This window comes from Pseudomonas abietaniphila (assembly GCF_900100795.1).
Taxonomy (GTDB): domain Bacteria; phylum Pseudomonadota; class Gammaproteobacteria; order Pseudomonadales; family Pseudomonadaceae; genus Aquipseudomonas; species Aquipseudomonas abietaniphila.
The window spans coordinates 68,813-86,624 of the sequence record NZ_FNCO01000022.1 but is presented as its reverse complement, the minus strand read 5'-3'; the positions used below and the strand labels follow the sequence as shown (position 1 = coordinate 86,624).

At 59.6% G+C, this 17,812-nt stretch carries 15 protein-coding genes; 14 read left to right on the top strand and 1 reads right to left on the bottom strand.

The genetic code is table 11. The features are described 5' to 3' along the window. Positions 1–10 precede the first annotated feature (10 nt). The 14 genes from BLS87_RS29935 (at position 11) to ssuE (ending at position 16,974) form a co-directional block, all read left to right on the top strand. Positions 11–940 (top strand): glycosyltransferase family 2 protein, encoded by a 930-nt coding sequence (locus BLS87_RS29935; protein WP_074758514.1) that lies wholly within the window; start codon positions 11–13, stop codon positions 938–940. Then, positions 930–1,382, top strand: coding sequence for a low molecular weight protein-tyrosine-phosphatase (locus BLS87_RS29930; protein WP_074758512.1), 453 nt, complete (start codon positions 930–932; stop codon positions 1,380–1,382). The genes BLS87_RS29935 and BLS87_RS29930 overlap by 11 nt, the downstream gene beginning before the upstream one ends. Next, a complete protein-coding gene (locus BLS87_RS29925; RefSeq protein WP_074758510.1) occupies positions 1,383–3,599 on the top strand; it encodes a polysaccharide biosynthesis tyrosine autokinase in 2,217 nt (738 codons plus the stop codon). A 37-nt stretch (positions 3,600–3,636) separates the two neighbouring features. Beyond that, positions 3,637–4,437, top strand: coding sequence for a WbqC family protein (locus tag BLS87_RS29920; protein WP_074758508.1), 801 nt, complete (start codon positions 3,637–3,639; stop codon positions 4,435–4,437). 6 nt (positions 4,438–4,443) lie between these two features. Next, a complete protein-coding gene (gene rfaH / locus BLS87_RS29915; protein WP_074758506.1) occupies positions 4,444–4,968 on the top strand; it encodes a transcription/translation regulatory transformer protein RfaH in 525 nt (174 codons plus the stop codon). A 264-nt stretch (positions 4,969–5,232) separates the two neighbouring features. Further along, positions 5,233–6,234 carry a glycosyltransferase gene (locus BLS87_RS29910; protein ID WP_074758504.1) on the top strand — a complete coding sequence of 334 codons (1,002 nt, stop codon included), beginning with the start codon at positions 5,233–5,235 and terminating at the stop codon, positions 6,232–6,234. Next, the gene (locus tag BLS87_RS29905) at positions 6,231–7,481 is read left to right on the top strand and encodes a glycosyltransferase family 4 protein (protein WP_074758502.1); all 1,251 of its coding nucleotides are present in this window, start codon (positions 6,231–6,233) and stop codon (positions 7,479–7,481) included. Before BLS87_RS29910 ends, BLS87_RS29905 begins: the two co-directional genes overlap by 4 nt. 102 nt (positions 7,482–7,583) lie before the next feature. Then, on the top strand, positions 7,584–8,906 hold the full coding sequence (locus BLS87_RS29900) for a hypothetical protein (protein WP_074758500.1): 1,323 nt from the start codon (positions 7,584–7,586) through the stop codon (positions 8,904–8,906). A 111-nt stretch (positions 8,907–9,017) separates the two neighbouring features. Beyond that, positions 9,018–10,139 carry a glycosyltransferase family 4 protein gene (locus tag BLS87_RS29895; protein ID WP_083370794.1) on the top strand — a complete coding sequence of 374 codons (1,122 nt, stop codon included), beginning with the start codon at positions 9,018–9,020 and terminating at the stop codon, positions 10,137–10,139. A 9-nt stretch (positions 10,140–10,148) separates the two neighbouring features. Next, positions 10,149–11,189: an acyltransferase family protein gene (locus BLS87_RS29890; RefSeq protein WP_167362123.1), complete on the top strand. Its 1,041-nt coding sequence runs from the start codon at positions 10,149–10,151 to the stop codon at positions 11,187–11,189. A 96-nt stretch (positions 11,190–11,285) separates the two neighbouring features. Beyond that, positions 11,286–12,524 carry a glycosyltransferase family 4 protein gene (locus tag BLS87_RS29885; RefSeq protein WP_074758496.1) on the top strand — a complete coding sequence of 413 codons (1,239 nt, stop codon included), beginning with the start codon at positions 11,286–11,288 and terminating at the stop codon, positions 12,522–12,524. 13 nt (positions 12,525–12,537) lie between these two features. Then, the gene (locus BLS87_RS29880; protein ID WP_074758494.1) at positions 12,538–13,950 is read left to right on the top strand and encodes an undecaprenyl-phosphate glucose phosphotransferase; all 1,413 of its coding nucleotides are present in this window, start codon (positions 12,538–12,540) and stop codon (positions 13,948–13,950) included. A 180-nt stretch (positions 13,951–14,130) separates the two neighbouring features. Continuing rightward, entirely contained in the window at positions 14,131–15,213 is a 1,083-nt protein-coding gene (locus tag BLS87_RS29875; protein ID WP_074758492.1) for a polysaccharide biosynthesis/export family protein, read from the top strand. Positions 15,214–16,392: 1,179 nt separating this feature from the next. Then, positions 16,393–16,974, top strand: a complete 582-nt coding sequence (gene ssuE, locus BLS87_RS29870) for an NADPH-dependent FMN reductase (protein ID WP_074758490.1) — start codon at positions 16,393–16,395, stop codon at positions 16,972–16,974. Positions 16,975–17,151: 177 nt separating this feature from the next. Here the strand turns inward: ssuE and BLS87_RS29865 are convergent, their stop codons facing one another. Beyond that, complete coding sequence (locus BLS87_RS29865; protein WP_074758488.1) at positions 17,152–17,742, bottom strand: LysE family translocator; 591 nt, start codon at positions 17,740–17,742, stop codon at positions 17,152–17,154. Positions 17,743–17,812: the final 70 nt, after the last annotated feature.

The window sequence follows — 17,812 nt, the reverse complement described above, 5'->3', positions numbered from 1 at the left end:
GTATTAAGCCATGGATGCTACTAGCAAAAAGACGAGCCCTTCGCCGTCTGCCGCACCCCTGGTCAGCATCGTCTGCCCAGCCTACAACCAGGAAGCCTACGTCGCTCAGACGCTGGAAGGCTTTCTGATGCAGCAAACGACGTTTGACTTCGAGATCCTTGTCAACGACGACGCCTCCACGGATGGAACAGCCCGCATCATTGCCGACTACGTCAAGCGCTACCCGACGTTGATCCGCGCCTTCTATCACGAGACGAACCAGTATTCGCAAGGCAATCCATCGGTACCGCGCCTGTTCGGCGAGGCCCGTGGCCGCTACATCGCTTACTGCGAAGCCGACGATTACTGGACCGACCCGCGCAAGCTGCAAATCCAGGTGGACTTTCTCGAAAGCCACCCCGATTACGCCCTGACGTACCACGACGCCATTTCCTTCGACACCAACGGCCAATACGGCATTCAGCTGCAAGACGAGCTTCGCGCTGACGCCACGGCCCTGGGGTTGCAGAAGGCGCGCCCGATCTCGACGCTGACCACCGTGTTTCGCAACGTCTTCGACTCACTGCCCAAAGAACTCGCTGCGGCGCCTTTGAACGATCTGGTCTGGTGGTCGCTGCTGGGTGCCTACGGCAAGGGCAAATTCATGGGTGAGATCAAGCCTGCGATGTATCGCCTGCACCCGGGCGGTGTGTTCTCCATGCGTTCCAACAAGCGAAAGCTGCACATGGCCCTGCAGACGTCCGGCGCGCTGGCCAACTACTACAACCGCCTGGGTAACGATGAACTCTACGAGTACTTCCTGATGCAACTGGTCGGCTACTCGCTCTCCGCGATCACCCCTCAGCGCAAGGTTCAGACCCTGTTGCAAGTCGGGCGAAATTTCAGCACCAACATCGGCAAGAGACTGATGACGACGCTTAACAAAGGCCATGTTCAGTAACGTATTGGTGGTCTGCGTCGGCAATATCTGTCGCAGCCCCATGGCCGAAGCCATGTTCCGACAGCGCGTGCAGAACGACCGCATCGTGATTTCGTCGGCAGGCACCCACGCCATGCTCAGCTCCACCATGGACCCACTCGCCAGGGCCGTGTTGCAGGTCAACGGTGTCGAGGCACACCGGCACAAGAGCCGACAGGTGGTTCGGCAAATGCTCTACGACGCGGACTTGATCCTGCTCATGGAGCACCGCCAGACCCAAAGCGTGCTCAAGCTCGCCCCCGAGGTGCGCGGCAAGACGTTTCTGATTGGCAAATGGCAACAAGAACTGGAAATAGCCGACCCGTACCGGCGCCCGAAACTAGCCTTTGAACAGACCTACGAGCAGCTTTCGCGTTGCGTCGACGACTGGCTTCCTTATCTTCAGTCAGGAGATCCAAGATAAATGACCGCTATGAACCGTACTTCCCTGGACGAGGTCCAGGACTCCCGGATCGATTTGGCGACTATCTTGCGCACACTTTTCGATCACAAGGGAATGATTGCATCGATCATCGGTGTCTGCGTCCTGATTGGCGTGACCTACGCCGTGCTCGCGACACCGATCTTTCAGGCCAACGCGATGATTCAGATCGAGCCGAAGAAAATCGGCATCGAGGGCCGCACCGAAATCAGCGCCAAGCCGCTGTCGGTGTCCCAGGCGACCACCGAGATCGAGCTGATCAAATCCCGCGCGGTGCTGGGCAAGGTCGTCGACGATCTGAAGCTCAATATCATCCAGAAGCCCAAATACGTGCCGGGCATTGGCGCCTACATGGCGCGTCACTTCAAGCCTGATCACGACGGTGAACTGGCCTCGCCCCTCCTGGGTCTGGACAGCTACGCGTGGGGGGGCGAGAAGATCGACATCTTCCAGCTGGAAGTGCCTGACGCTCTGCTGGGCGACAAGCTGACCATGGTCGTGGACAAGCCTGACAGCTTCAGTCTGTATGACGAAGACCACAACAAGCTGCTCAGCGGCCCGGTCGGTCAAACCGTCGAAGGCAGTGGCGTGAAAATTCAGGTCGCGGCGCTCAATGGCCGTCCCGGCACCGAGTTTACCGTGATACGTCAGCGCACCCTGACCGCCGCGCTGGATTATCAGGACCGTCTGAAAATCATTGAAGCCGGCAAGGACTCCGGGATCGTTTACCTGTCAATTCAGGACGCCGATCCTGTATTGGCCAAACGCATCCTCAATGAAGTCAGCCGCCTGTATGTGCGTCAGAACGTTGAGCGCAGTTCGGCCGAAGCCGCCCAGCGTCTGGAATTCCTGCGCTCGCAACTGCCTGCCGTGCGCAAGCAGCTGGAGCAGTCGGAAATCGCCCTGAACAACTTCCAGACCAGCGCCAAGTCGGTGGACCTGAGCGTGGAGACCAAATCGGTCCTGGACCAGGTGGTCAAGCTGGAAGGCACGCTGTCTGACCTGAAGATGAAGCGCGTCGACGTCGAGCGTCTGTACACCCCTGAGCACCCGACCTATCGCGGCCTGATGACTCAGATCAGTCAGGTGGAAGCCCAGAAAGCAGCCTTGCTGAAGAAAATCGAAACCCTGCCCGCCACCCAACAGGAACTGCTGCGCCTGACTCGCGACATGCAAGTCACCTCACAGACCTACACCCTGTTGCTGGACAAGAGCCAGGAGCAAGACATTCTTCGTGCCGGCAGCATCGGGAACGTGCGCATCATCGACAACGCCGACGCCAACGTCGAAGAGCCGGTCAAGCCGATGAAGAAAATCATCGTGCTGGTCGCCGCCCTCGTCGGTCTGCTGCTGGCCGTGGCCACCGTGTTCGTCCGCCAGGCGTTCTATCGCGGTGTGGACAACCCGGACGTCATTGAAAACCTCGGCATGCCGGTCTACGCATCGCTGCCGTATTCGCGTCAGCAGGAACGCATGGACAAGGCAAGCCAGAGCCGCGGTGGCAGCAAGGAACCTCGCCTGCTCAGCGTCAGCGCGCCAACGGAGCTGGCGATCGAATCGTTGCGCAGTCTGCGCACCAGCCTGCATTTCGCGATGCTCGAAGCCCGCAACAACGTGTTGATGATTTCCAGCCCGACGCCGGGCGTGGGCAAGTCGTTCGTCTCCAGCAACCTGGCGGTGATCATTGCCCAGACCGGCAAACGCGTGCTGTTGATCGACGCCGACATGCGCAAAGGCTACCTGCACAAGCTGTTCAACCTGACGCCCAAGCACGGTCTGTCCGACACCCTGGCCGCCCGTTTGAAGAGCAAGGAAGTGATCAACCACACCGAAGTGCGCAACCTGGACTTCATTTCCTGTGGATTCGCGGCGCCCAACCCGTCGGAGCTGTTGATGCATGACAACTTCAACAAGTTGATCACCGACCTGTCACCGCTGTACGACCTGGTGATCGTCGACACCCCGCCAATCCTGGCCGTCACCGACGCCACCCTGGTGGGCCGTCAATCCGGTACGTGCCTGCTGGTCACCCGGTTCGGGCTGAGCACCGCCAAGGAAATCGAAGCGTGCAAACGCCGCCTGCTGCACAACGGCATCCTGATCAAGGGTGCAATCTTCAACGGCGTCCTGCGCAAGGCCTCGACCGCCGACTATGACTGCGCAGCCTATGGCTACGACTACACCACGGTTCGCAAATGACCGCGCTGTGAGTCACTGAAGTAAAGGAGACGTATTGATGGCCAGGACCATTGCAGTGATGCAACCCTATCTCTTTCCTTATCTGGGTTACTTTCAGCTCATCGCCGCTGCAGACGTCTTCGTCCTGGGAGACGATCTGCAATATGTGCGGTCCGGCTGGGTCAACCGCAATCGCATTCTGCATAACGATGAAGCGCGGCTGATCACCTTCCCGCTGAAGAAAGACCGCTTTCAGTTGCAGATCAATCAACGGCAACTGTGCGATCACTTCAGCGATGAGGCCGAACGGCTGATTCGCCTGATTGCCGAGAGTTATAAAGAAGCGCCCTATTTCGCTCAGGTCATGCCGCTGGTCGAACGCCTGATCCACTTCCCGCAACCGAACATCTCGCTGTACGCGGAACATGCAATTCGTGAAATGTGTGCTTATCTACACATCGTCACGCCGATCATGCGCAGTTCTGACCTGATTCTTGGCAGCCCTGTCGACAAACAGGAGCGCATCATCCGTATCGCGCATACGTTCGAGGCGACGACGTTTATCACGCCCGAGGGCGGATCGGTGGTGTATGACCGCGATCACTTTGCGCGCAACCGCTTACTGGTGAGGTTTTTCCGGATGAATCCGGTGGAGTATCGGCAGTTCAGGCAACCTTTCGTCGCCAACCTGTCCATCATCGACGTGCTGATGTTCAACTGCGTCGAGCAGGTCCAGCAGATGCTGACCCAATACCGACTGGACAAGCACCCGCCCGCTGCCGAACCCGGCGTGCTGGCCAGACTGACGCAACACCCTGAGCCTGTTTCAACCCTGTCGAACCGCATTGCAGTGGAGTGAAGAATTATGTCTCATGCCGACAGTAACCCGAGCAGCCCAGCGCGCTGGTACCTGATTCAAACCAAACCTCGCCAGGAAGGCCGTGCTCAGGAACACCTGCAGCGTCAGCATTTCGAATGCTACCGACCGGTCAAGCATGGCGAAAAGAAACGCGGCTCCCGCGCCCCGTCCGAGGAGGAGTTGTTCCCCGGCTACCTGTTCATCCGCATGGACCAGACCAACGATAACTGGTACCCGATCCGCTCCACCCGGGGCGTGGCGCGTATCGTGACCTTCGGCGGTTTGCCGGTGCCGGTAAAAGACGCGCTGATCGAGCAGATCCGTGAACGCCTGCTCGCGCCGCCACCCAAAGAGACCTTTCAGCACGGCGACACCGTGCGAATCACTGCAGACGGCTTCAACGACGTCGAGGCGATTTTCCTCGCGGCCGACGGTGATGAACGTGCCGTGATCCTGCTCAACCTGCTGCAACGCGAACAGAAAGTGACCTTGCCGGTCAGCAGCCTGTCGCGGATGGAAGCGCGGGCTTGATCTGATGCCTGCGGGCACCTGGAGCGCATCCAGACGTCTCACCGCGATACCTGTAGGAGCGAGGCTTGTCCCGCGATCGGCGGGGAACCCGTCGTAAAATCAGTAAATGCGGTTCGTCTGATCCACCGCATGCAAAGATTTACTGCCGGTGCCCGGCAGATCGCGGGACAAGCCACGCTCCTACAGAACTACCTCAACAGCACTCCAGATTCCCTCGGGGCTGACGCTTTCAGCCTCTTGAACCCCTTTCGCCCGGAACTCACCATGACCCACAAGACAACGCTGGTGACGCTCACCTATGGTGATCGTTTCAATTACCTGCACACGCTGGTCAGCCGATCGCTCGAGAGCCCGCTCATTGACCGTGTGATCATCGTCAGCAATGCCTCCACCGCGCCGCTGGAAACATTGCGTCGCACCTGGCCGGGCCAGGTGAGCGTCATCTACCTGCATGAAAACACTGGATCGGCCCGTGGTTACTCGGTGGGCATTCAGGCCGCACTGGATGCGGGCGCCGAACACATCTGGCTGATGGACGATGACAACGCACCGACGATCAACGCGATCGCCACGCTGCACAAGGTGCTTGAAGAGCGCAAAATCATCGACGGCGATGACAAGGCCGCCGTGCTGGGCTTTCGTCCCACGCATCAGGCCGACATTGCCGCCGGTGTGCCGAAGCGTTTTGCGATTCAATTGCGTTCCAGCTTCTTTGGCTTCCACATCGCGCAACTGCCTTACAAGGTCTGGCGTCGCCTGCCATGGGGCGCGCCGCAGAGCCCGCAGAGCAAACTGCCGATGGTGCAGCTGCCCTTCGCGACCTATGGCGGCTTGCTTGCCCACCGCAACCTGTACCGCAGAATCGGCCTGCCGCTGGATGCGCTGCTGCTCTACGCCGACGACAGCGAATACACCTGGCGCATCACGGCAGGCGGCGGACGGATTTTCCTGGTTCCGGACGCTGTGCTCGATGACCTGGAGAACTCCTGGAACATCAAGGCCCACACCAACAACATCTACGAAAGTTTCCTGTTGGGCGGTTCGGACTTGCGGGCCTACTACGGCGCGCGCAACCAGGCCTGGTTCGACAAGAACATCTGGGCCAATTCGTCGCTGCTGTACAGCCTCAACCGCTGGGTGTTCTTCCGGCTGTTGCGGTTGATCGCCAAGCGGCGCGGCGCTGAAGAGCGTCTGGGTTTGATCGAAAAAGCCATCCGTGACGGTGAGTCCGGCGTACTGGGTCTGAATCAGTCGTATCCACTATGAAAATACTGTTCATCAGCAGCCTGTATTCACCTCACGTCGGCGGCGGCGCGGAGATCATTCTTCAGCGCACCGTCGAAGGCCTGCAACAACGCGGCTGCCAGGTCAGCGTGCTGGTGACCGGTCCCGACGCGGGGCTGGCCACCGACACCGTGAATGGTGTGAAGGTGTACCGCGCCGGTTTGCATAATTTCTACTGGCACTTCGGCGCACAGCGGCCGGGACGCCTGGCGCGCCTGGGCTGGCACCTGCGCGACCGCTACAACGGCGCGATGCGCTCGTACGTAAAGCAAGTGATCAAGGACGAGCAACCGCAACTGGTCGTGTGCCATAACCTGTCCGGTTGGTCAGTGTCGGTGTGGGACGAGATCACCGCTGCCGAACTGCCGATCGTGCAGGTGTTGCACGACATGTACCTGATGTGCCCGAGCAGCAACATGTTCAAGCGCGGTCAGTGCTGCCAGCAGCAATGCAGCAGCTGCCAGTCGTTTCGCAAGGGTCATGACGCCCGCTCCGCACAGGTTTCGGCGGTGGTCGGGGTCAGCCAGTTCATTCTCGACAAGCTGCAAAAGCGCGGTTATTTCAGCGCGGCGAAAGGGTATGTGGTGCACAACGCGAGCCCGTATGCCGCGGTGCGCAACTCACCGAGCAAGCAGCGCCAGCTCGATCCGTCGATGAAAAAGGCGCCTTTGCGTTTCGGATATATGGGCACCCTGTCCGAGCAGAAAGGCGTACGCTGGCTCATCGAACAGTTTCAGCGTCTGCCGTTTGACGCCACTCTGCAGCTTGCCGGCCGCGGTCAGGCCAGCGACGAAGCAGCCTTCAAGGCTCTGGCGACATCGCCGAACATCAGTTTCGTCGGTTACCAGAAACCCGAAGCGTTTTACAGCCAGATCGATGTCGCCATCGTGCCATCCCTCTGGAATGAACCGTTCGGTATGGTCGCAGTCGAGGCGTGCGCGCACTCGGTACCCGTAATCGCCAGCCGCATGGGCGGGTTGCCGGAAATCATCCAGGACCCGCTCAACGGTTTGCTCTGCAGCCCGAATGATCCTGACTCGCTGGGGCACGCGATGCTTCGACTGCATCAACAACCGGACCTGCTGGCCCGCTTGAGCAGTCAGGCGCGTGTCAGTGTCGCCGCGCTGCTGAATCTGGAGCTGATGCTCGACAGTTACGAAAGCATCTTCGCCCAGACATTGCTGGACAACATTGCGCACCGCGACCCGGCCTTGCCTCACACGGTTTGAAGACGCCCGGCCTTGCCTACGCGCGATGCCGATCCACTTGCCGACGGCCCGAGACCTACCTGAGCATGCGCTCCGGACCGTGCCTCTTCATTGAGACAAGCCATGCCCATCAAGCGCCTGACGAGGTTACGACGACATTCTGCGTTTCTGCTGCTGGGGTGGTTCATCAGCTGCGCAAGCATTGCCGACGATACCTTCATCATCGGGGTCGATACCCACCTGATGAACAAAAACACAACGTCGGCCAAGGCCTTGCAATTGCTCGAAGCGGCGGGCGTGGATTCGGTGCGTGATGACGCTTACTGGTCCAGTGCCGAGCCCCGACGAGGCTTGATGAGAATTGAACCGGCCTGGCAGGCGTACTTGAGCAAGGCTCAGGAGCATCATTTACGGCCGCTGCTGGTGCTCGGTTACGGCAACCCGTTCTATGACAACTACGCCAAACCGCGAAAACCCAATGTGCGCGAGGCCTACGGCAACTACGTCAGCTTCGTGACCAAGCAGCTGACCGACAGCGTGGACTTCTATGAGATCTGGAACGAATGGGACAAGGAGAACCCCGTTGACCCGGCGTTTGCCAAGGACTACAGCGTCCTGATCGAAGAAGCGTCCCGGCGCATTCGCAGTAACCAGAGACCGATGGTGATCCTCGCGGGTGCGGTCACCAGCCAAGGGATGGACCTGGGCTTTGCCGATCGGCTGGTCGAGTCGGGAATCCTCAATCATGTCGACGGCTTGTCGCTGCATCCTTATGTGCATTGCCGCTCGGATGAACGCAACACCCCGGAAAACTGGATTGCCTGGCTCAGGCGGATCAACGAAGACCTCAAGGAGAAGACCAAAAACAAAACGGACGTGCCGCTGTACCTGACCGAAATGGGCTGGCCCAGCAACACAGGACGCTGCGGCGGCGACGAGAAGACGCAGGCAGCCTTTCTGGCGCGCAGCTTCTTTCTGGCCCAGACGATGCCGAACATCAAAGGCATGTGGTGGAACGGTCTGCTCAACGATGGCCCCGACAACAGCGACCCCGAGCAGAACTTTGGTCTGCTCAACCAGGACCTGAGCATCAAGCAGGCTTACCTGACGCTGAAAGCCATCAGCCCGACGCTGCATCAGTTCCGGTATGACGCCGAGAAGAGTCGCGAGATCGACTCGCAGTATCTGTTGCGGTTTGCCCGGGGGTCGGATCAGGTGATGGTCGCCTGGACGGCCGGTTTGCCCAGATCGATCAGGGTCGACGCCAGCAGCGTGTTACGCGGCAATGTGCAGTACATCGATACCCGCGAGCCCCAGAACGGCCAGGTCGACAGTGGCATTCCCTGGAACTGCAACGAGGGCCGCTGCTCGGCACAGATACCGATCGATGAGTTCCCGAAAATAATAAGCCTGGGCACCCGCCCTGCCCTGTTCGCCTTGCCCTGATTCATCTCTTCATCTTTTTCATGTCCGCATTGAGAGCGCCCCTTCACTCAGGGCGCTCCCGGACCTTTGCGTCGCGTATGACTCATTTACCTCTTCAACAGGTCGTCCACCATGATTGTGATCAATGCACGCTTTCTCACTCAGGAGTTGCGGGGCGTTCAACGCTTCGCCGAACAGACCTGTCTGGCGCTCAAGCAACAACGCGACGACGTGGTCTTCGTCGCCCCTCATGGCATCAAGATGCATGACAGCGCCAGGGCACTGGACGTGCAGTGCATCGGTCGCAACAGCGGCCACCTGTGGGAACAGCTGGACTTGCCGCTGTATCTGAAACGCCAGGGCAGCCCGCTGCTGATTTCGTTGTGCAGCACGGCGCCGCTGTTTTACGGCAATCAGATCGCAACCCACCACGACGTGACCTACGTGCGTCACCCGGAAAGCTACACCCGGATGTTTCGCCTGCTGTACCGGACCATGACGCCGATCATGCTGTCGCGGATCAAGGCCCTGCTGACCGTCAGCAATTTCTCGAAGGGCGAGATATCGCAGTTCTACAACTACCCGGAAAAGAAGATCTTCGTGGTGCCCAACGCCGTGAGCGGGGCCTTTCAGCCCGGCCCGCCGCTCAAGAACGAACCGGAATACCTGCTGGCCGTGTCTTCGCCCAGCGCGCACAAAAACTTCAGCCGGATGATTCAGGCGTTCCTGATGCTGCGCGACCACGATGACCTGGAATTGCACATCGTCGGTGGCGCCAGTGACGTGTTCGCCGATGACAACCTGCAACGCCTGGCCAGCCGCGACCGGCGCATTCGCTTTCTCGGTCGGTTGAACGATGACGAACTGATTGCCCAATACCAGGGCGCCACGGCGTTTGTGTTTCCTTCGCTGTACGAAGGGTTCGGCATTCCGCCGCTGGAAGCGCAGGCCTGTGGGTGCCCGGTGCTGGCCGCCAACGCCGCATCGATTCCTGAAGTGTTGCAGGCCAGCGCCCTGTATTTCGACCCGATGGACGTCACGCACATGGCCTCGGCCATGGAGCGGATTCTCACGGATCTGCCGCTGCGCCAGTCATTGCGCCGGCGCGGCCTGAACAATGTGGCGCGCTTTTCCTGGGACGAATCGGCACGCCGTGTCTCGCAACGCATCGACGCGTTGCTGAATCAGCCCAGGGATCGTCGCGCCAGCACCGGCAACGACGCGCTGCGTCGCGAATCCTCCAGCAAGCTTTGAGGCATGCCCATGAAACGTCTGGCCTATCTCGATGCGCTGCGTGGCGTCGCAGCGTTGATGGTGGTGTTCACCCACCTGTTCTTGCCGGTCATCGGTCATGTCTGGGTCTTCGACGCCCTTATCGACCCCGGCAAGCTCGGCGTGCTGTGGTTTTTCATGATCAGCGGCGTGGTCATTCCTTACAGCCTCAAGCCGGTGCCCGACGGTGCGCGGCGCTTTCTGATTTCGCGCTTCATGCGGTTGTATCCGGCGTACTGGGTCTCGCTGCTGCTGTTCGTGGTGATGCTGGGCCTGACCGGCGCACCGCTGCCGCCGCTCAAACAGGTCATCGCCAACCTGACGATGGTGCAAGCGGCACTGGGGTTTGACGATGTGATCGGTCTGTACTGGACGCTGTTCATCGAGTTGGTGTTCTACGGACTGTGCCTGGCGCTGTTCATGGGCGGCAAGCTGTACGACCAGACGTTTCGCGCGCGCTGCTCGCTGGCCTTTCTGCTGATGGCGTTGGCGATGAGTGTGGTTCGCGCGCTGACCGAACGCAAGCTACCGGTGGCCTTGCCGCTGGCGCTCTCGCTGATGTTCTTCGGTTCGGTGTGGCGTCAATGGTTGCTGGCCGAACACAGCCAGGAGCTGACACGTAACCTCAAGATGCTGTTGATTGCCTTTGTGGTGCTGCTGCCACCGACGCTGATCATGGCGTATCACCAGGACATGGGCACCGGGGAAACCTGGGGCCGTTACTGCTTCACCTACGCCGTGGCGATCAGCAGTTTTCTGCTGCTGACCCGTAGCGTGCGCCTGGACCACCCCGCCCTGGTGTGGTTGGGCGCGGTGAGCTACTCGCTGTACCTGTTGCACCCGACGATGGGGATGCTGGCCGAGTTCGTACTGGCACGCACCGGGGCGTCAGCGCTGATCATCGCGCTGTTCGCCACGCTATTGACGCTGGGTGCCGCTCATCTGTGTTTCCACTTCATCGAAGCGCCTTTTATCCAGCTTGGAAAACGCCTCAATAATCGCAAAGCCAAGACGCAACCGTTAAGCGTCTGAAGTAGAGCCTGCGCAAATATCAACGCTTTGGGGGAATCCTCGCGAGCTTCGCTCGACGTGCCGGATTTCTGTAAGCCGTTACTGCAGAGAATTCCAATGAAAATCGCAATCGTCCACGACTGGCTGGTGACGTATGCCGGTGCCGAAAGGGTTTTGGCATCGTTGATTAAAATCTGGCCCGAGGCGGATCTGTTCTCCGTCATCGACTTTCTCAGCGACCAGGACCGCGCCCAATTGGGCGGCAAGGTCGCCACCACCACCTTCATCCAGCGCCTGCCTAAAGCCAAAACCAAATACCAGCGCTATCTGCCGTTGATGCCGATGGCAATCGAGCAGCTCGACCTGTCCGGCTACGACCTGATCATCAGCAGCAGCCACGCAGTCGCCAAAGGCGTGCTGTGCGGCCCGGACCAACTGCACGTCAGCTACGTGCACTCGCCCATTCGCTACGCGTGGGACCTGCAGCACCAGTACCTGAAAGAAGCCAACATGAGCGCTGGCCTCAAAGGCAAAGTGGCGCGGATGATCCTGCATTACATGCGCATGTGGGACCAGCGCACCGCCGCCGGCGTGGACGATTTCATCGCCAACTCGCACTTCATCGGCGCGCGCATCACCAAGTCGTATCGCCGCGAGTCGACCGTGATTTATCCGCCGGTCGACACCCGCGGTTTCACGATCCAGGAAGAAAAGCAGGACTACTACTTCACCGCCTCGCGCATGGTCCCCTACAAGCGCATGCCGATGATCGTCGAAGCCTTCGCAGCGATGCCGGACAAGCGTCTGGTCATGGTCGGTGACGGTCCGGAAATGGAAAAGGCCAAAGCCATTGCCGCCAACGCGCCGAATGTCACCCTGCTCGGTTACCAGCCGTTCGCGGTGTTGCAGGAACACATGCGCAACGCCAAGGCATTTGTGTTTGCTGCTGAAGAAGACTTTGGCATCAGCCCGGTGGAAGCCCAGGCGTGCGGCACGCCGGTCATCGCCTTCGGCAAGGGTGGCGTGCTGGAAACGGTCTGTGGACTGGATCACCCGCAACCGACCGGGGTGTTCTACCAGGAGCAAAGCGTCCCGTCGCTGATCGCGGCGATAGAGACATTCGAGGCGTCAGGTGACCGCATTACCGCGCACGCCTGCCGGGCCAACGCCGAGCGTTTCAGCGAAGCGCGCTTCGAGCAAGAGATGCGGCAATTCGTCGAGCTGCGCTTGAGTGCTTCGCGTCAGGCCCGTCTGTCCATGCAGTTCCGCGCGACTCAGATTCCTCCGACCCTGGTCGCGCCCACGTTACATGCCAACGATGTATCCGCCCGCGTTGTTCCGATCAAATCCGTCTGAGCGAGCACAGAATATGAGCACACCACTTCGCGGCATCTTGCATGCTCATCAATCGACGTTGTCCGTCGCCCACCGTTTGCTGGACCTGGCGGTGATCACCCTGGGCGGTTACAGCATCAACCTGTTCACCGGCACCCCGATGAGCACCGAAACATGGATGCAGATTCTGCTGGCCGCCGTGGCCTTCCACTGGCTGGCCGAATATCACCAGTTGTACGGCTCCTGGCGCGGCGAACGCATCCTGCGTGAACTGCTGAAAGTCGCCAACTATTGGGGACTGGCCTTCGTCCTGCTGCTGTTCGTGGACTACATGCTGTTGCAGCCCGACAATCTGGCGGACAACAGTCAGATGGCCTGGTTTGCCGCCGTGCTGGTTGCCCTGTGTGGCTATCGCCTGGCGATTCGCAGCCTGCTGCACACACTGCGCAGCCACGGATTCAACACCCGCCGCGTGGCGATTGTCGGCACCGGTCACTGTGGCGAACGCCTGGCGTTGTCCATCGAGCGAGCACCCTGGATGGGCCTGAACCTGCTGGGGTTTTACGACGAGTCGCCCGAGCAGATGGACCTGGCGCGCATTGGCCGACGCATTCCGGTACTGGGCGATCTGGACGCACTGATCCAAGACGCCCGCGACGGCAAGATCGACAAGGTCTACATCACCCTGACCCTGGGCGCGCAAGCGCGTCTGCAGGAGTTGATCAAAGGCCTCAGCGACACCACCGCTTCGGTCTATGTGATTCCTGACGTGTTCATGTTCGAGTTGCTGCACGCCCGTAGCGAAAGCATCAACGGGTTGCCGAGCATCAGCATTTTCGACTCGCCCATGGATGGCGCCTGGAGCATGGTCAAGCGCGTGGAAGACATCGTGCTGTCGAGCGTGATCCTGACGATGATTGCCCTGCCCTTGATGCTGATTGCCCTGGCGATCAAATTCACCTCGCCGGGCCCGGTGCTGTTTCGTCAGCGCCGCTATGGCCTGGACGGTCGTCCGATCATGGTCTGGAAATTCCGCAGCATGAGCGTGCAGGAAAACGGCGCTGTGGTGACCCAGGCCACGCGCAACGACAGCCGTATCACGCCACTGGGCGCGTTCCTGCGTCGCACGTCGCTGGATGAGCTGCCGCAGTTTTTCAACGTGCTGCGCGGCGACATGTCCATCGTCGGCCCGCGCCCTCATGCGGTGGCGCACAACGAGCAGTACCGCAAGCAGGTGTCGGGCTACATGTTGCGGCACAAGGTCAAGCCAGGCATCACCGGCTGGGCACAGATCAATGGCTGGCGCGGCGAAACCGACACGCTGGACAAAATGCAGAAACGCGTGGAATTCGACCTGCAGTACATCGAGCACTGGTCGGTCTGGCTGGACATGAAAATCATCCTGCTGACGCTCTTCAAAGGCTTCGTCAACAAGAACGCCTTCTAAACGCTCGTTAAAAAAAAGAATGTCTGCCAATAACAACAAAGATGGCCGATGGCTACTAAGCTCGGCGGGAGGTGCTTGAGTGTTTGAACGATTGTGATCCGAAGTTCGGTGTAAGTAAGGGATGCAACGAAATCACTGCGGTGCCAGTACGCACCTTTTAGGATTAGAAGGAACATTCATATGAAAGTAACGTTAGCGGTAGTGCTGCTTTCCAGTCTGGTTTTGCAAGGCTGCGCATTCGCCCCTGGTCAATACATGTCCCTCGATGATGTAACCGATAAAGACCCGGACGGTCCCGCGGTCACCCTCGTCAATATCACCCCTACCACCCTGGCCCAACAGCAGAAATCGGCCGCGGCGATGACCAAACCATTGCCACCTGAGCTGCTGAGTTACAAGACGCCTGAATACATCGTCGGCCCAGGCGACACCTTGCTGGTCACGGTGTTCGAACACCCTGAGCTGACCGCTCCGGGTTCCCAGGATCAGCTCGACGCAAACACCCGGGAAGTGCTGCACGACGGCACCGTGTTCTTCCCCTATGTCGGTCGTATCCAGGCCGGTGGCAAGACCGTTTCCCAGATCCGTGAACAACTGCGCATGGGCCTGGCGCCGCAGTACACCGAGGTCAAGGTCGACGTCAAAGTGCTGCGTTACAACAGCCAGCGCGTGTTGCTGTCGGGTGCGTTCAAAACGCCTGGCCCACAGCCGGTCACCAACATTCCGCTGAGCCTGGTTCAGGCCATCAGCCAGGCGGGTGTTGATCTGACCGACGCCAACCTCGCCGGCCTGACCCTGCGTCGCGACGGCAAGGATTACGTGATCGACGTTGACTCGCTCAACCGCAAGGATTCGCAGCTGAGCAAGATTTACTTGAAAGACGGCGACTATCTGCACCTGAACAGCAACTCCAAGAACAAGATTTATGTGTTGGGCGAGGTTCAGCGTCCACAGGTGATCTCGTTCAGCACCACCAGCGTGACGCTGCTTGAGGCGCTGGGTACCTCCGGTGGCTTGAGCCCCGATGCGGCCGATGGTGAGGCGGTGTATGTGATTCGTGCGCAGGATGCGACGCATTCGGCCACGGTGTATCACTTGAACGCGAAGAAGCCGACCGCTTATGCACTGGCCAAAGGGTTTGAGCTGGCGGCGCAGGATGTGGTGTTCGTGGGGCCTGCGAACATTACCCGTTGGAGCCGTTATGTGAGTCAGCTGTTGGGTTCGAACAACATCATCCAGACGGGTGCGATGTTCCGGAACTGATGGCTGTTTCGAGCGACAACTTTCGGGTTATCGGTTAAGCGTAAGACGAAAGCCAAAATCCCCGCAGAGGCCGACTGCGGGGATTTTTTTTGTGCTTTTTTTGGGGTTGGGGGGTTGGGGGTGCTGGGGTTGGGGGGGTGCATCCTTGATTTCGGTGGCGCCTGTAGGTTTGGCCTAACGGCCAAACTCTTCCGCCTTCGGCGGGTTACTTGAAAAGACCCCAAGTAACCAAGGGTCCTATGCTCCTGGTTGGGCCCGACTTCGTCGGGTTCCTTCACTCCGGCGACGCTCCGTGGTGCCTGGACTGGCGCGGACATGAACAACGCGGGCTGGAGCTAACGCTCTTCGCATTCTTGGTCCGTGCATCGGCCTGCCGCACACCACCCTGTAGGAGCGCGCTTGCCCGCGATCTGCCGCGTAGCGGCAGCAAATCCGGTGCATGCGGTGTATCAGATACAACCGAGTCGCCTGATTTTGCTACCGCTGCGCGGTAGATCGCGGGCAAGCGCACTCCTACGCCTTCGGCAGAATCAAAAGCGGGGCAGAGAACTGCTGCTCTCGCTTTTGATCTTCATACCGACAACGTTCAGACGACACAAAACGCGACTTGGGTGCAGGCCAAACGCAGACGATGCGCAGTGGGCCGAGCGGCATGGATGCCGCGAGAGCGCTGCTAGGACATGGATGTCCGTTCAGCGCGGGCCCACGGAGCGTCGTCGGAGTGCGGGTACCCGACGCAGGAGGGCCAAACCAGGAGCAGGGCCTTTTTGGTTACTTTTTCGTGGTCCGACATTTCGGCTCTTGGAAAAAGTGACCCGCTGTAAGAGCGGAACCGTAATCAGCGCCACCCTCAATAATGGATATACACCCAGAACCCAATGCCCCCCTGACACCAGCCATGACCGTGAACCCTGAACCCTGAACCCTGAACATCCAAGTGTTTCCCCAGCAACAGCCAATCAACAGTTACCCCCTCCAGAATCAATCATTCCCTCCAAACACATTCCCTCTGAAACCCCTAAAGCCCCCGGTTTCACTGCCGTCCAGGCACATCACCGCGGCTGGCACGCATGCTGCTTTGAACCTTCCAAAGGGTCTATCCGCCCATCCCATCGCGTTAACCGCGACCTGCACGGTGCCACGCAGCACCTCGGGTGACCGACCCCAAGGACCTACGACATGCTGGTAGTTTCAATCTCAGGCAGCCCCTCCACCCGCTCCCGCTCCGGCGTGGTGCTCAAACACGCCGCGCAATGGCTGGCCGATCACGGCGTAGACGTGAAGGCCGTACGCATTCAGGACTTCAATGCCGAAGACCTGCTATACGCCCGGTTCGACAGCCCCGAAGTCACTGCCTTCATCGACGCCGTGGCCAAAGCCGACGGGCTGTTGATCGGCACGCCGGTGTACAAGGCCTCGTTTTCCGGCGCACTGAAAACCCTGCTGGACCTGCTGCCAGAACGCTCGCTGCACGGCAAAGTCGTGCTGCCGCTGGCCACCGGCGGCAGCATCGCCCATATGCTGGCCGTGGATTACGCCTTGAAGCCGGTGCTGTCCGCGCTCAAATGCCAGGAAGTGCTGCACGGCGTCTTCGCCATCGACAGCCAGATCAGCTACGGCGACAACGACCTCGGCGGCGATCTGGACGAGCTGCTGACCCAGCGCCTGCAAGACGGGCTGGAGCATTTTCATCTCGGTCTGCAGCACCGCACAAACGCGCGGCACAAGGAAGCGGGTGGGCATTTGAAGCTGGCGTTGTGATCGCCCTTCACAACAATCATCCCGCCGAACGCAGATCAACTGTGGGAGCGAATTCATTCGCGAAAGATGGCTCATGCAAAAGAGAGGTGTTGATCCTGCCGGCCAATCGCGAATGAATTCGCTCCCACAGGAGATTGCGGTCTGAGCCACCGCTCGCTCGGTCAGAAGCCGATGAGATCAATGCTCCAGCAACGGATACAACGACAACACCAGCAACGCCGCCATCACCCCGTTGAACACCCGCAACCACAACGGATCGCGCAACACATTGCGCAACAGGCTGCCAAACCCCGCCCACAGACTCACGGCGGGCAAATTGACGATGCCAAACACCAAGGCAATGATCGCGACATTCGTGAAGTAGCCATTCATGGGCGTGTAGGTGCTGATCGCGCCGATCTTGGGGTTCACCCATTGAAATGCCGCCGCGCTCAGGTAACTCATGGGCCGGGCATTGCTCTGATCACTGTCCCTGGCAGGGCCGGAAGTGGCGATCTTGTACGCCAGGTACAGCAAATACGCCGCGCCTGCGTATCGCAGCACGGTGTACAGAATCGGGTAGGCCTTGAACACCGCGCCCAATCCAAAGCCGACCGCCAGCACCATCAGCGCGAAGCCGCAGCTGATGCCGAGCATGTGTGGAATGGTGCGATTGAAACCGAAGTTCACGCCTGAAGACAACAGCATGGTGTTGTTCGGACCGGGCGTGATCGATGAAACGAAAGCGAACAGAATGAAGGCGAGCAGCAGGTCGGCAGTCAGCATGATGCGGGTCCAGGAATGTCTTGATTTCAGGCCACCACGCTAGCGAAAGCCCGACCGGAAACACATAGACAGA